The sequence below is a fragment of the Cardinium endosymbiont cEper1 of Encarsia pergandiella genome, from assembly GCF_000304455.1.
GTDB lineage: Bacteria > Bacteroidota > Bacteroidia > Cytophagales > Amoebophilaceae > Cardinium.
Genome location: NC_018605.1, coordinates 521,376 through 535,794, shown reverse-complemented (window position 1 = coordinate 535,794; position 14,419 = coordinate 521,376). Strand labels below are relative to the sequence as shown.

9 protein-coding genes are annotated in these 14,419 nt (G+C 36.1%); 3 read left to right on the top strand and 6 right to left on the bottom strand.

What is annotated here, in order from left to right; all coding sequences use genetic code 11:
• Positions 1-145: 145 nt before the first annotated feature.
• Complete coding sequence (gene rho / locus AL022_RS02370) at positions 146-1,672, bottom strand: transcription termination factor Rho (RefSeq protein WP_014934661.1); 1,527 nt, start codon at positions 1,670-1,672, stop codon at positions 146-148.
• 614 nt (positions 1,673-2,286) lie between these two features.
• On the opposite strand from rho, the gene serS reads away from it, so the two are divergent.
• A complete protein-coding gene (serS, locus tag AL022_RS02365) occupies positions 2,287-3,558 on the top strand; it encodes a serine--tRNA ligase (protein ID WP_014934660.1) in 1,272 nt (423 codons plus the stop codon).
• Between the two features lie 75 nt (positions 3,559-3,633).
• Here the strand turns inward: serS and rnr are convergent, their stop codons facing one another.
• Entirely contained in the window at positions 3,634-5,727 is a 2,094-nt protein-coding gene (gene rnr, locus AL022_RS02360; protein ID WP_014934659.1) for a ribonuclease R, read from the bottom strand.
• A gap of 425 nt (positions 5,728-6,152) precedes the next feature.
• Positions 6,153-8,450 carry a transglycosylase domain-containing protein gene (locus AL022_RS02355; RefSeq protein ID WP_014934658.1) on the bottom strand — a complete coding sequence of 766 codons (2,298 nt, stop codon included), beginning with the start codon at positions 8,448-8,450 and terminating at the stop codon, positions 6,153-6,155.
• A gap of 448 nt (positions 8,451-8,898) precedes the next feature.
• Between AL022_RS02355 and AL022_RS02350 the strand changes: the two genes are divergently transcribed.
• Both AL022_RS02350 and gap read left to right on the top strand, forming a co-directional pair.
• Positions 8,899-10,011, top strand: a complete 1,113-nt coding sequence (locus AL022_RS02350; RefSeq protein WP_014934657.1) for a hypothetical protein — start codon at positions 8,899-8,901, stop codon at positions 10,009-10,011.
• A gap of 12 nt (positions 10,012-10,023) precedes the next feature.
• Positions 10,024-11,010 (top strand): type I glyceraldehyde-3-phosphate dehydrogenase, encoded by a 987-nt coding sequence (gene gap, locus AL022_RS02345; protein WP_014934656.1) that lies wholly within the window; start codon positions 10,024-10,026, stop codon positions 11,008-11,010.
• 516 nt (positions 11,011-11,526) lie between these two features.
• Here the strand turns inward: gap and AL022_RS02340 are convergent.
• From AL022_RS02340 to prmC, 3 genes are read right to left on the bottom strand one after another with little or no spacing between them, the layout of a single operon-like run.
• Positions 11,527-12,474 carry a Ppx/GppA phosphatase family protein gene (locus AL022_RS02340; protein ID WP_158309912.1) on the bottom strand — a complete coding sequence of 316 codons (948 nt, stop codon included), beginning with the start codon at positions 12,472-12,474 and terminating at the stop codon, positions 11,527-11,529.
• 54 nt (positions 12,475-12,528) lie between these two features.
• Positions 12,529-13,386: a hypothetical protein gene (locus AL022_RS02335; protein WP_014934653.1), complete on the bottom strand. Its 858-nt coding sequence runs from the start codon at positions 13,384-13,386 to the stop codon at positions 12,529-12,531.
• 34 nt (positions 13,387-13,420) lie between these two features.
• Positions 13,421-14,320, bottom strand: a complete 900-nt coding sequence (gene prmC, locus AL022_RS02330) for a peptide chain release factor N(5)-glutamine methyltransferase (RefSeq protein WP_014934652.1) — start codon at positions 14,318-14,320, stop codon at positions 13,421-13,423.
• Positions 14,321-14,419: the final 99 nt, after the last annotated feature.

Sequence of the window (14,419 nt, the reverse complement as noted above, 5' to 3'; positions counted from 1 at the left end):
TATTTTTTTGAAACGGTAGCAATAAAGTGAAGTAAAAAACCCATATGAAAAATAAGTTGTAAAAGTAGTATACTACTGATGATACCAATCTAACGCTTATCTTTGATTTTAATAATTTTTTACAGCTTGTTGTCTGGTATATTTACTAATTGCTCATAGAAACCAAAAACTCTTCATTATTACGTGTACCCCTCATTTTTTTAAGTAAGAAATCCATAGCTTCTGTAGAACTCATATCTGCCATAATGTTGCGTAATATCCAAATTCGTGCCAATTCCTCTTTACCTATTAACAACTCTTCATGTCTTGTTCCAGAAGCAGGCACATCAATAGCTGGATAGATACGCTTATTGGCTAACTTTCGATCCAGTTGTAATTCCATATTACCCGTACCCTTGAACTCTTCAAAAATTACTTCATCCATTTTAGATCCTGTATCAATAAGTGCTGTAGCCAAAATGGTCAATGAACCTCCATGCTCTACATTGCGCGCTGCACCAAAAAATCGCTGTGGTTTGTGCAGTGCATTGGCATCAATACCACCAGAAAGTACTTTACCAGAAGAGGGACTGACCGTATTATGTGCCCGAGCCAATCGGGTAATAGAATCCAAGAGGATAACTACATCACGACCACATTCTACCATTCTCTTTGCCTTTTCTAAAACAATATTAGAAACTTTTACATGCCGTTCAGCTTGTTCATCAAAAGTCGAAGCGATCACTTCTGCTTGTACATTTCTGGACATATCTGTCACTTCTTCAGGACGTTCCCCAATTAAAAGAACAATTAAATAAACTTCTGGATGATTGGATGCAATGGCATTGGCGATCTCTTTTAATAGTACTGTTTTACCCGTCTTAGGCTGGGCTACAATCATACCACGTTGTCCCTTACCAATAGGTGAGAATAAGTCCATAATACGGGTTGAATATTGGCTAGACCCGTTGGAAATATGTAACTTATTATGTGGAAAAAGTGGCGTAAGATGTTCAAAGGGAATACGATTGCGTCCCTCTTCTGTCGTCACGCCATTCATATATATTACTTTTAAAAGTGCAAAATATTTTTCTCCTTCTTTCGGTGGACGTATTTTTCCACGGATGGTGTCACCTGTTTTTAGATTAAATAACTTGATTTGAGAGGGAGATACATAGACGTCATCTGGGCTAGCTAAATAATGATAGTCAGATGAACGCAAGAATCCATAGCCATCTTGCATAATTTCCAGTACACCTTCTCCTTCAATCGTAGTATCTAAATTGTGCTGGGCTACTGTCTCTTTTTTTCCTTTTTCAGATAAAGCGGTAGATTCATTTGCCTCTTTTGTAGTAGAAATAGGCGCGCATTGGATCACTCCTGATTTAGCTGACTCGGTAACTTCACTATTTTTATCTTCTACATTAGTGTCAATTTGTATTTCTACTGCCTTAGATTTTGTATAACTTTTTTTGGGTGATAAAGGTGGGGATACCTCTTTTGGTTGCAGGGTAGCCATTGGCGTATGCTTTTTCTGAGTAACTTCCCTTACAGGTAGTAGCGCTTGCTGGTCTAATATTTTATAAATAAGTTCTTCCTTCGAAAGCGTTTTATAGCTTTTAATTTTAAATTTTTCTGCTAATTCGCGCAACTCAGAAATAAGTTTTTGATTGAGTTCTCCGATATTGTACATGATTGAGTTAGGTGTAAGTTAAATAAACCCTATTAAAATAATAGGCATGATCTTAACTATTTTAACGAATCTGCTTAAAATAGTAGTAGCTTATATTACTGTAGTAGCCATGTAAGCCAAGTGCTTGAACATCAAATACCTTTTGCCAGTTGATTATTCATTCACAAAAATATTTTTACATAAAATGCCTCAATGGCATTCTGTAAAATCATTTTAATAATTTATGTGTTAAACATCTGAAAATTAGCTATTTTTAATTACTAAACAAAAGTAGTGTCTATAATCCAAAATAAGACATTGCCTGCTTATTTGCTTTGATTTTGCTTTTTAAATATAGCAAGAATGGTCAAAAAATAAAGACATTTTTGTACCTATATAGAATATAGAATAGATATAATGCGGAAAATTATACTAAAAAGATTAAACCCAAGAAATGAATATCAACTTAGAACTTTGAATGCAGCCCCGTGGCAAACCGATATGAGCAATAATACAACTATAATTTGAAAAAATCAAACAAAGTATTCTTTTGGAAGAAAGACAGAACCAAAGCTTTAAATTATTGTGATTTTAGGTTAATAAAACCTATATTACAGGGATTCAACACAAATAGCATGATTGAGTTACATCGTATAAGAACAGACAAAGAAGCAGTAATAAATGGCTTACATCAGCGAGGTGTATCTAATGCAGAAGAGCTTATTCAAGCCATATGCAACCTGGACATAGAAAAACGGGCCATACAATTTCAATTAGACAACTTATCCGCTACACTCAATAAGCTAAATCAGGAAATAGCAGATCTCTTGCGCAAAAACGATGGAGCTGCTCCGTTAGAAGCAAAAAAAGAAGAAAGCAACCAATTAAAAAAAAGCATTAAGCAGTTGGTAGAGAAATTTAAAGCACATGCATTAGATCTATTGGTGCAGCTTTATGCGCTTCCAAACTTGCCTCATGAAAGCGTACCAGTAGGGAGCCATGCTGATCATAATCTTATTATTTATCAAACGTCACGAATGGTTGTAAAAGGGCCTTTGGCCCATTGGGATTTGGTTAAAAAATATGACTTAGTTGACTTTGAGTTAGGCAATAAAATTACCGGTGCTGGTTTCCCAGTATATAAGGGAAAAGGTGCTAGGTTACAACGTGCTTTAATCAACTTTTTTTTGGATCAAGCATTAAAAGCAGGCTATACCGAAATTCAACCTCCTATTTTGGTAAATGAAGCATCTGCCTATGCAACGGGTCAACTCCCTGACAAAGAAGGCCAGATGTATCAAATTGGATCCACACCATTATATCTAATACCTACTTCAGAAGTCTCCATCACCAATATCTATCGTGATGCCATTATAGCAGAGACTGCTCTACCCATTAAACATGTAGGGTATACACCCTGCTTTAGAAGAGAAGCAGGCTCTTGGGGCGCTGACGTACGCGGACTGAATAGGTTGCATCAATTTGATAAGGTAGAATTGGTTCAGATTGCCCATCCGGACGCTTCTTACGCAAACTTAGAAGAAATGTTAACCTATGTACAAGGATTGGTGGAACACCTGGCGCTACCTTACCGTGTTCTAAAGCTTTGTCATGGAGATTTAGGGTTTTGTGCTGCTATGACCTATGACATAGAGGTGCATGCCATAGGTCAAGATAAATGGCTAGAAGTGAGCTCAATTAGCAATTTTGAAACCTTCCAATCCAATAGGTTGTCCTTAAGATATAAGGATAAAACCAAAAAAACTTGTCTTTTACATACCTTAAATGGCAGTGGGCTGGCCCTTCCACGTGTACTAGCTGCACTGTTGGAATTAAATCAAACCCCAGAGGGGATCCGTATTCCAAAGGTCTTACAACCTTATACAGGATTTGATATAATCGACTAAATCTTTCTTATTGCAACTTTTTTCAAAAGGCTTTCGATCTTATGCCACTTATAGGCTTCTTTTTATATACCCAGATTAGCATAACAAAAAATTAATATGTCGTTTATCTAAATCGCAATTTTTTACTTTTACCTTTACGATATCCCCTAATCGGTAACATTTTTTAGACCATTTTCCAACTACTTGAAAGTGCTTCTCCTCAAAAGCATAGACATCATCGGTAAGGTCTGATAGGCGCACCATTCCTTCACAACCATTGGATAAGATTTCTATATACATATTCCATTCCGTTATGCCACTGATGATTCCCTCAAATATTTGTTCCTTTAGATTTTGTATAAATTCTACTTGTTTGTATTTGATAGAAGCCCTTTCTGCATTTGCAGCGAGGTATTCTTTTTCTACAGCATACTGGCATTTTTTTTCATAGGATGCTACATCATAGATGTGTTCACCTTTTAAATATTGCTTCAAAAGACGGTGTACCAGTACATCTGGGTACCTTCTGATCGGAGAAGTAAAATGGGTATAATGTGCAAAGGCCAATGCAAAATGTGGGTCAGGTTTTGTGGTGTAAAGCGCTTTGGCCATAGATCGGATGGCCAGCGATTGGATAATAGGTGCTTCTTTTTTCCCCTGAATAGCCTTTTCTAAATCATGCATGGCTTTATATATAGATGTTTTGGCTCTATTTATTTTGTATCCTAGTTGGTTCACAAATAGAAAAAAATCATTTAACTTGTCCGGATCTGGATAGCCATGTGTTCTATATATAAAAGTAGGTCGTAAATTTTCCTGTTTTTGTTTTAGGTATGCTGCATACGTAGCTACTTCCTGGTTGGCCAGTAGCATAAACTCCTCAATAAGTTTGTGCGCATCTGTGCGGCACTTTGAAGTCACTTTAAGTGGCTTCCCATTGGTATCCAGATCAAATACTAACGATCGGGTTTCAAAATTAATCGCTCCTTTTTGCGAGCGTTTTGCATGAATCTGTTTGGCTAAGTGGTTCAATACCGTAAGCGCTTGGTAAAAATCACCTCTTTGGAAATCTATGGCCATTTGCGCTTCTTCATAAGAAAATCTTTTATCCGAATAAATGATGGTTTCTCCCAACCATTTGTCATAAACTTTTCCTTGTGCATCTAATTCAAAAATAGCTGAAAAGGTTAATTTAGTTTCATTTGGACGCAAGGAACATAACCCATTAGAAAGTATTTCCGGTAACATCGGAATACAACGATCTACTAAATATACAGAAGTATTGCGTGCATATGCTTCTTTATCTAGCAAGCTATCTGGTATAACGTAATGACTTACATCTGCAATATGGATACCTACTTGATGGTGGCCATTGGCCAGAGGCTGATAGGAGAGGGCATCATCAAAATCTTTGGCATCTACTGGATCTATGGTAAAAGTAGGTATATGCCGCATGTCTCTTCTTTTGGTTATTTCTTTTTCAGTAATAACCGTAGGTATATTTTTGATACTTTCCACTACATGGTCAGGAAACCCCTCTTTTAAACCAAACTCAGCCATAATCGCATGCATCTCTACTTCATGTAGGCCAGCTTGACCAAGATGTTCCACTACGGTACCTGTTAATTGCTTATGCGTATTGGGGAAAGAAGTTAATGCAATAACTACCTTGTCATTTTCTTGTAGGATGTCGTTATATTTTCCGTCTAATAGAACGGTATATGTAGTCCGTTTTTGTTCAAAAATCGCTTGGGGTTGCTTTCCAGAAACAGTGATGCGTCCAATGATGGGTGCAGTATTGCGTTCAATAATTTCTACTACCACACCCTCCGGTCGTTTGCGGCGTTTCCCTGGAAACAAGCAAACCTTAACTAAGTCTTTATCTAGTGCATATAGTAAATTTTTTTGATGCACTAATATATCTATAGGTTGATCAGGTGAGATAATATAAGCATATTCTGCACGGACATAATCTACTCGACCTGTTACATAAGTACTGGCATATGCATAACGTCCTCTTTTTAGCTTTTTAATTTTACGCTGTTGCACAAGATGTAATAACGCTTTTTGTAACTTGTTTTTGTCTGATTTTGAATTGATATTTAATCTTGTACAGAGTTGTTGTATGGTATATGGGTGATGTGAATCTTGTTGTAAGGTCTTACAAATAATCGTAGTATAATTTTGCACTGCTTTTGTCTTATAAAAATCAAGATCTGTATCTTACAGACACTATAAAGGAAGGATTCCGTCTGTCGTTTGAGTCTAGTCTGTTAGCTTTATCCTTAAGATACAAGATATGATTATTTTTTTCAATTGTTTTTATTCTAAAGTATGGAGCATCTGCATCGTATGTAGGTTATCACGGATCTTAAAAAATCGTAATTATAGTGGGCTGAAAAAACCGGACAAACTTTTATAAATTTTCTTTCCTATTTTTGTCCATGTTAAATTTTCTTTTATTAACGCTAATACTATTTTACTCTTTTCTGATGAACTAAACTTTCTAATTTTATTTTTTCCTATTTGATCTATTCATTTTAAATTGATGAAAACATACCAGCAAGAAACAAAATTAGTCTTTTCCTGTCCTAATTTTTCAGTCCACTATAGTTTTAAAGTATTTTATCTATGTCTAGTGCTATAGCTGTTTTCTGTTTATCGGCTAGATCGGTCGATGCATCATTAGATCTATGGCCAGATAGACCCAAGTTATGCTTAGGTTTACCTTGAATAATATTTTTTACCCTTTCAGAAAAAATTCTGTTTGTAATCAAAGGCCCTTTTCTATAAGTTAGATAAGGATCATTATACAACTTCATAATAAATTTTTCCCATATAGGGCGAGCGGTTGCACTGCCATTTCCTAGCTTAAAATCTCTAAAGTGAATACAGCGGTCTTCTCCACCTACCCAAACCCCCGTACAAAGATTCTGGGTTAACCCTATAAACCAACCATCGGAATGATTAGAGGTGGTACCCGATTTCCCTGCTATATCGTTCTCTTCTCTTAGGGCAATAGGTACACTATTTAAAGCGCCTTCATCCAGCGCGCCTTGCAGCATATAAGTCATAAGATCAGCGGTATCTTTATGAATCGCTTCGCAATGTTGTGGAATAAAGGTTTGTAATATATTACCATGTTTATCTTCAATATGGGTAATAAAGAAAGGTTCTGTCCAAACCCCTTCATTCAAAAAAGTACTATAGGCACCTACCATTTCATAAATAGAAGCATCACTACAACCCAGACAAATAGCAGGAACCGGATCTAAAGGCCCTTTGATACCCATTCGGTTGGCACAGTCTACAACGCGTTGGGCGCCAATCTGTTTAATCAAATAAGCTGTGATAGAATTGTAAGATTTAGCCATAGCATAACGCAAGGTATAGGGCTTACCAGAATAGCTTTTCCACGCATTTTGCGGTGTCCACATTTCACCATTGGGTTGTAAGAACGTAACGGGTACATCTGTTACCAGATCTGTAGGCAAGAAACCATTATCTAATGCTACTGTATAGACAATAGGCTTAAAAGTTGAACCGGTTTGTCGCTTGCTCTGTTTTACATGATCGTACTGAAAATATTTGTAATCAATACCACCTACCCAGGCTTTAATATGGCCTGTATAGGGATCCATGGCCATACATCCGGCCTGTAATATCCTTCGATGATGTTTAAACGCTTCTATAGGGGTGATCATTTTTTGAATAGGCCCATTCCAGGAAAATAATAGAGTGGGTACAGGTGTATGCAATACCCTATGAATTGACTCGGCATCTGTTCCATAATCTTTATGTAACCTTTGGGAAAAAGGTGTTGTTTGTATTTCTTTTTCAATATAGTCTGCTATTTCGTTCCCATTTTCATGAATCCATGGATTCTGATCTTTCCAGTGGTCATCAAATTTAGCTTGCAACTGCGCCATGTGTTCTTTTACAGCATCTTCTGCGTGCACTTGCATCCGACTATCAATGGTTGTATAGATGCGCAGTCCATCTGAAAAAAGATCATATCCATTTTCTTGCGTCCATTTTAATAGAAAATCACGTACTACTGCTCTAAAATAGGGTGCTATGCCTTTTTCATAATTTTCTTCTTGATAGTGTAACTCGGTAGGTATTTCTGAAATAAGGTTATAATCAGACTTTTTTAAAAATCCATACTTGACCATTTGTCTTAATACTACGTTTCTAATATGGTTGGCTTTTTCAGGATTTTTGATAGGACTGTATCGGGTAGGTGCACGTAATAGTCCTACCAATAGTGCAGCTTCTTCTATGCGTAATTCGGCCGCTGTTTTGTTAAAAAATGTACGTGCGGCTACTTTAATACCATATGTATTACTCCCAAAGGTAACTGTATTCAGATACATGGCTATAAGCTCTTGCTTGGTATAAGCACGTTCTAGTTGAACCGCTAAGATCCATTCTTTTGTTTTAAGGATCAGTTTACTAAGGAAGGGAATATGCGAACATCTGCCTCGATAGTTTGTCTCTTTTCTAATGTTAAAGAGGTTTTTAGCCAACTGTTGGGTAAGCGTACTTCCCCCTCCTTTGTTTTGTTGTAATACAATCGAAAGAAAAAAGGCACGTAATAAGCCCCTTAAATCTATGCCAGCATGTTTTTCAAAACGGTAGTCTTCCGAGGCGATAAGCGCATGAATCATATTGGGCGAAATTTCTTCGTAAGTTACAGAGCTGCGGTTGTTTCTAAAATACTTGCCCAGCAAAACGCCATCTGCAGCATAGAGCTCAGAAGCGAATTCGCTTTGTGGGTTTTCTAATAATTCTGTTGAGGGCATGCTACCATATAAATGGTAAAAATCAACTTGAACAGAAAAAAGATAAGTAGGAATACTTATAATTGCTGCTGCAAAACATTTCCAGAGTATGCGTATTATTTTTTCCATATGTTATAATCTACCCATGTAACTTTCCCCAAATATAGTGGACTGATTTATTAAGACAAATTTTTATAAATTTTATCTGTTTTTTGCAGTCCACTATATGCTTTGAATAGGGTATGTAGTTTGGCTACAATAAGCTATGGCACCTTCTGTAATCATAGCGCTGACCGGCATACAAAACGTATTCCTACATTTAGATTAATCAACTGGTTGAAGCAAAAAAATAGCATTAATTATTTAAATGTAAAAAAAGTAAGGACAAAAAAGATTGACGTTCTTCATGTAAGAAATCCATCCTAGATTGAGGTGAATAGTTCCAACTTATATATTTTTTTCGTAAGATTGAGAAATGGTTGCAACTATTAGGTATACTTTATCTACTATTGTAGATATGTTCTTTATGGCATACTAGATAATTTTTTAAAATTACCACATTACGCACAGCAGTGATATGTTAAATAGAAGTGCCCGGAAAATCAATCCATTTTTCTTACATTATTTTTTATTTTATGCTACATTTACAGTCTTTTTTTCCTTCTTCAGTTGTAATGGTGTGCGAAGCGAGCTTATACCTAAACGAAACACAGTTTTGTCTGGGATATCTGACAAGGGGAAAGAAAGGTACCTACAACTACTTCAAATGAATGATGAGGTCGGGAAGGGAAAAATACAAAAAGCCATTTCTAACATTAAAACGCCAGATGCTTTAGAAAATTTTATAGACAAAAGTATTGAAAATCAAACAATATATAATAAATTACTAAAGCTTCTACCCAAATCTGAACGACCTGTATTCCAAACACATTTTCATCAAGCTGACTTAGATGCACAAGCAGAGCTTATCAAGGAAAACGAAAAGCTGTTACAGCAGATTCAACTTACCTCTATTGAATGTCAACAACAATATATTGACTTTCTTCAGGTCGAATCAGACCAAGAAAAAACTATTGAGTTAAAAAAAAAGATTCTCCATGCTACTAAACCAGAAGAGATCAACCAGCTGATTACATCCACCTTTCCTAATCCATTACAGCAATTAAATGATGATGCAAAAGAAAGTTTATCCCAACTGCCAGATCATGACCGACAAGAGATTCTAAAAACGATTCACTTGAATAGTCAAAAAAGCGGCGTAACGAACGATCATCTGGGTGGGTTAATTAAACAAAAGCAACAAGCACAACTAAAAAAAGATAAAGCGGTACCAACAGATGGCTGGGGTCCTAAACTATCATTAGAAGGTAAAGAAAGAAAGCAATTTTTATTCTCGATTATGGAATTCCCTCAAGCAGATCAAAATGCATTAAAAGATCTTTTCGATAAGGTAAATCGGGATAGTATCGAGAATTTTTTATCTGTGTACCATACAGGATTTAACAAAAAAGAACGCATCGAACTTTTGGGAACCATCATTTATCTTTACAAAGGTTGGCCACCACTTACCATTAAACTGTGTAACACGCCTTCTTCATTGTCTAATTTTGATAGGTTGAGTATATGGAAAAAAACCACATCAGATCAAGTCATACTATTAACTAAACTTGATGAACTATTACAAGGATAATATATTTTAACGATGAAAAAAATTGCGATTAATGGATTCGGCCGTATTGGTCGATTGGCTTTACGTACGATTTTAGGTTATAGTGATTTAGAGGTAGTAGCCATTAATGACCTAGCCAATAGTACAATTTTAGCCCATTTATTTAAATATGATTCCCACTATGGCCCCTTCAAAGGAGAGGTTACATGTGATGCTTCCACCATTACCATATGCAACCAATACATTCAGGTCTATTCCTCCCCTGATCCATCTGTATTGCCTTGGGCTAAACTAGGTGTAGATGTAGTCATAGAAGCTACTGGTCATTTTTTAGATACAAAGGGGGCAACCAGCCATTTAACAGCAGGTGCCAAACAGGTAGTACTTTCAGCACCTGCTAAGGATCAAGCTATTCCTACTATTGTACTGGGTATAAATGATGATATTTTAAAAACAAAGCCAGTTATTTTATCTAATGCTTCCTGTACCACCAATTGTTTGGCACCAGTTGCCAAAGTATTAGATGATCATTTTAGTATAGAACAAGGGGTGATTAATACCATTCATGCTTATACAGCTGATCAGTCGCTACAAGATGCACCGCATAATGATTTAAGAAGAGCAAGAGCAGCTGGGCTATCTATTATTCCTACCTCTACAGGAGCGGCCAAAGCAATAGGGCTGGTAATGCCTCATTTAGCAGGCAAATTAGATGGAATGGCCATGAGGGTTCCTGTTTCAAATGGTTCAGTAGTAGACTTTACTGCACTATTAAAAAAAGAAACTACTAAGGAAGCTTTAAATCAGACCATGTATGAAGCAGCCCAAGGTCCACTTAAACATATACTCGCCTATACGGAAGATCCGATTGTTTCTGTAGATGTAATAGGAAGTACCCAGTCTTCTGTTTTTGATGGAAAATTAACCTACGTTAATGGAAAACTGGTAAAAGTAATTAGTTGGTACGACAACGAAGGAAGTTACGCCCATCGGCTGATAGAAATTATACGACTGCTCTAATAAGTCTAAATTATAAAAGCAAGGCCGTATTAGTTGTTTTTTTTGCCAATGAAAAAGCATTGAGTGAAAGCTTTTGGCAATTGCTTACCTTAATTTTTTTTATTATTATGAAAGTTAACCCTACTAAGTTATTAATTTTATTAAAAAAAGTTAGGTACAACAGGCAAAAGCAATACTGGGTAAAGAGCCTACTCAACGATAGCGTCAACCACAATATGGAGTTTTACTTATTTACGAAAGTACTTATCTCTTACGTAATGAAACAATAAATAATTCATTGCTATCATGTATAGTATTATGAAAATCAAAAAGCCAGTTTTAAATGATATCATAGATGAAAAATAATAAGGTAATGAATCAAATCCAACGACAATTTTTAATCTACAATTATTATTGAAACAATGCAAATATTGTACTATATATTTAGACTAGATACCTTTGGAATCTTTCTTATTTTGCAATGATATAATTTTTATATAGCATATTGGACGAGCTATTTTTTGATACCTGTTTAACCTAAATAAGATTTTTTTGTCTTAAAAGATTCCATTCTTGAATAAATAAACCCGTTCTTAACGCATTATCTGAAATAATAATTTCTTTCAGATGACATGCTTTAATAATCACTTTAATAAAGACAGCAGACAATGGAATTAGCTTTAAAAAAACAGGTTCAATATCAAGCTGTTTTTGCCAAATATTTACAGGAGTGGTTCGTATAATCTCATAAATTTTAAAAAACTGCTCCGCAGAGACTCTTTTTACACTACTATTTGTTTCAATAGCTGAAGCACCATAGTAACATCTATATAACATTAGTAATGTACGAAAAGCACCAGAACTTCCAACAAGTTGACTGGGCTTATGTAGCTTAGTTTCAACAAAAAGGGGTGCCAAAGCAGTGCGATAATAGTCTTCTAAAAGCGCTACTTGAAGGGGCGTAATAGGCGCACTATAGGGAAATTGAGCCGCAACATGACGTATACCTAATTTAAAACTTCCTGCCCATAACGGTTGTAGATGGTCAAAGATAATACACTCTACACTTCCCCCGCCTATATCAACAATTAAGCCATCCTTATCTGTTAATTTAAAAGAAGAACGGACACCTTGATAAATTAACATAGCTTCGTCTATACCAGAAATAACCTCTACTTCAATATCGGTTTCAAAACAAATTGCTTTAATGACTTCAGCTGCATTAGGGGCATCACGTAAGAGGCTTGTAGCCTTGGCAACCATAAAGTGGACACCCTCTGCATCTAACTTTTTTCTAATGGTTACCATTGTATCTACAATATTTTTTTGTTCTTCTAATGAGATATGCGTAGAATTTAGGGGCTCTTGAATCATAGATCTTATAATTTTTTCTTCGTAAAGTACGGTATACTTTTCTCGATCAATTTCCCCTACTAAAACATTTATAACATTAGTACCCAAATCAATAACAGCTAATTTCGACATAATCATTACCATTACAACGCTGTTTTAGTCCTTATTTTGTTAAATACCATAAAACTAAATAATTATTTTTTTTTCAAGGAGTGAGATACTCCATTTTAGATACAACGTTACATCGGCCATTAGTTTGTTTACTATTCTACCATAACCTGGAACATAATAGTTCAATACCTGACGATGATTATTATTTTCGTCGGTACAATGGAAACGATGGGCTATTCCAAGCCGCATCCCTCCATAAAGTTGAGAGAATAATCTACACTCAGATCCTCCAACCAACTGAATCCAACCTGCTATAAGGGGCTGACGCACAGGGGGGGGCTTACAAGAGGTAATAAGGTCAAATTGGCTATGCCCATAACCAATACCACAATAAGCATTGGTAAGCGGATTGGGGTGCATTACATATAGTAGCGCTACTAAACCATAGTACCCCTTTGACTTATGATTACATTCTTCTTTTTCCAGCTGATAAGATTGATAGGCTCCATCAATGGAGAACTGTATTGGACCAATAGAATGGCAGTCAATCCCTACTCCATAGATTTTTTGTCGACTTTTCCACATATTTTGTAGCCATGCAAACCAATTTACCCTTATTCCAACGTCCTGTAAAATAGGTGTATAATTAGCCACGTGGATAGTTTTAGCGACCAAAGAGAGGCGTAAAAGATCCATAACATTTCTATGTGCCACCTTGACCAATGGATATTCCCCTTTTTCTATCTGGGTACCCTCTTTTTCTGAAAACCTATTGCCTATTCCTAGATCAGCATCTGCTTGCGCTTGCTGAAAGCGCAAGCCATCGGTATCAACCATAGAGATATTTTCTGGATTAGCTCCAAAAGCTGTAATCCTAAAAAATGTATAGACAACGGCAATACGTAAGATCTTTATCGTGAATGCACACTCCATAGTTAAAATACCAATATTTAAATTAAATCTACACTTAGATATTAGGCTTATCGTTTAGTACAGCCATAATCCATCTGTCTTTTTGACGTATATCCTTATATAAGGATATTTCCTTAAAATTTGCGCAGCACAATAAATCTACAATCTTTTCACCTAATGCTTCATTAATCTCTAAACAAAGTATACCATTGAGGCACAAATGACGAACCGCACATTGAATAATTTGTCTATAGAATAAAAGTGGATCATCATCATCGACAAACAAAGCCAAATGAGGTTCATAGTCTAGCACATTTGGATGCATAAAAGCCTTTTCCTGTATGGATACATAGGGGGGATTGCTAACGATTAACGACCAATTACATGAAGGAAGTGGATCTGTTAAAATATCCGCTTTTATAAAATGCACGTCCACACCTAACTGCGCTGCATTATAGGCAGCAACCGCTAAAGCTTCTTTACTTATATCAAGCGCATCTACTAAAGCCGTTGGAAACTGCTTCTTAAGGGTAATAGCAATGCAACCACTACCGGTTCCTATATCTAGGATAGAGGCAGGAGGTGAAAGATGACGCATTAAACATGTTACCCATTCTTCTGTTTCTGGTCGTGGAATCAGTACAGCAGGCGTTACCTTAAAGAGATTGCCCACAAAATAGGTGGTGCCAATAACGTATTGAATGGGCTCATACTTTTTTAATCTACTTAACCCATCCAACAGATTTTTTTGAACAGGAGGTGAAATGGTACAGAGTGGATTGAGTATATAATCTGTTAGATCAACTTGTAAATAATAGTTCAACAATTGTTGTACTATAGCACGGCATTCTAGTTGGTTGGGTATAGCCAAGGCTAACGACTGGCAGAATAGATCTGATAGTGTAAGAAGAGGCATTTCAACTACAGAAGATGGCGTATTAGAAAGTTGATTCATTGGATGTATATAAAATATAATCTGATGGATTCATGCAGTTGCTGACTTTTTTATAATCAACCTACCCTACTAGCTACTTTTAGTGAGGGCATGTTAAGT

Bases quoted from the DNA above. Each gene is read 5' to 3' on its own strand.
- rho (WP_014934661.1), bottom strand. From the start codon at position 1,672: ATGTACAATATCGGAGAACTCAATCAAAAACTTATTTCTGAGTTGCGC.
- serS (WP_014934660.1), top strand. From the start codon at position 2,287: ATGATTGAGTTACATCGTATAAGAACAGACAAAGAAGCAGTAATAAAT.
- AL022_RS02355 (WP_014934658.1), bottom strand. From the start codon at position 8,450: ATGGAAAAAATAATACGCATACTCTGGAAATGTTTTGCAGCAGCAATT.
- AL022_RS02350 (WP_014934657.1), top strand. From the start codon at position 8,899: ATGTTAAATAGAAGTGCCCGGAAAATCAATCCATTTTTCTTACATTAT.
- gap (WP_014934656.1), top strand. From the start codon at position 10,024: ATGAAAAAAATTGCGATTAATGGATTCGGCCGTATTGGTCGATTGGCT.
- AL022_RS02340 (WP_158309912.1), bottom strand. From the start codon at position 12,474: ATGTCGAAATTAGCTGTTATTGATTTGGGTACTAATGTTATAAATGTT.
- AL022_RS02335 (WP_014934653.1), bottom strand. From the start codon at position 13,386: ATGGAGTGTGCATTCACGATAAAGATCTTACGTATTGCCGTTGTCTAT.
- prmC (WP_014934652.1), bottom strand. From the start codon at position 14,320: ATGAATCAACTTTCTAATACGCCATCTTCTGTAGTTGAAATGCCTCTT.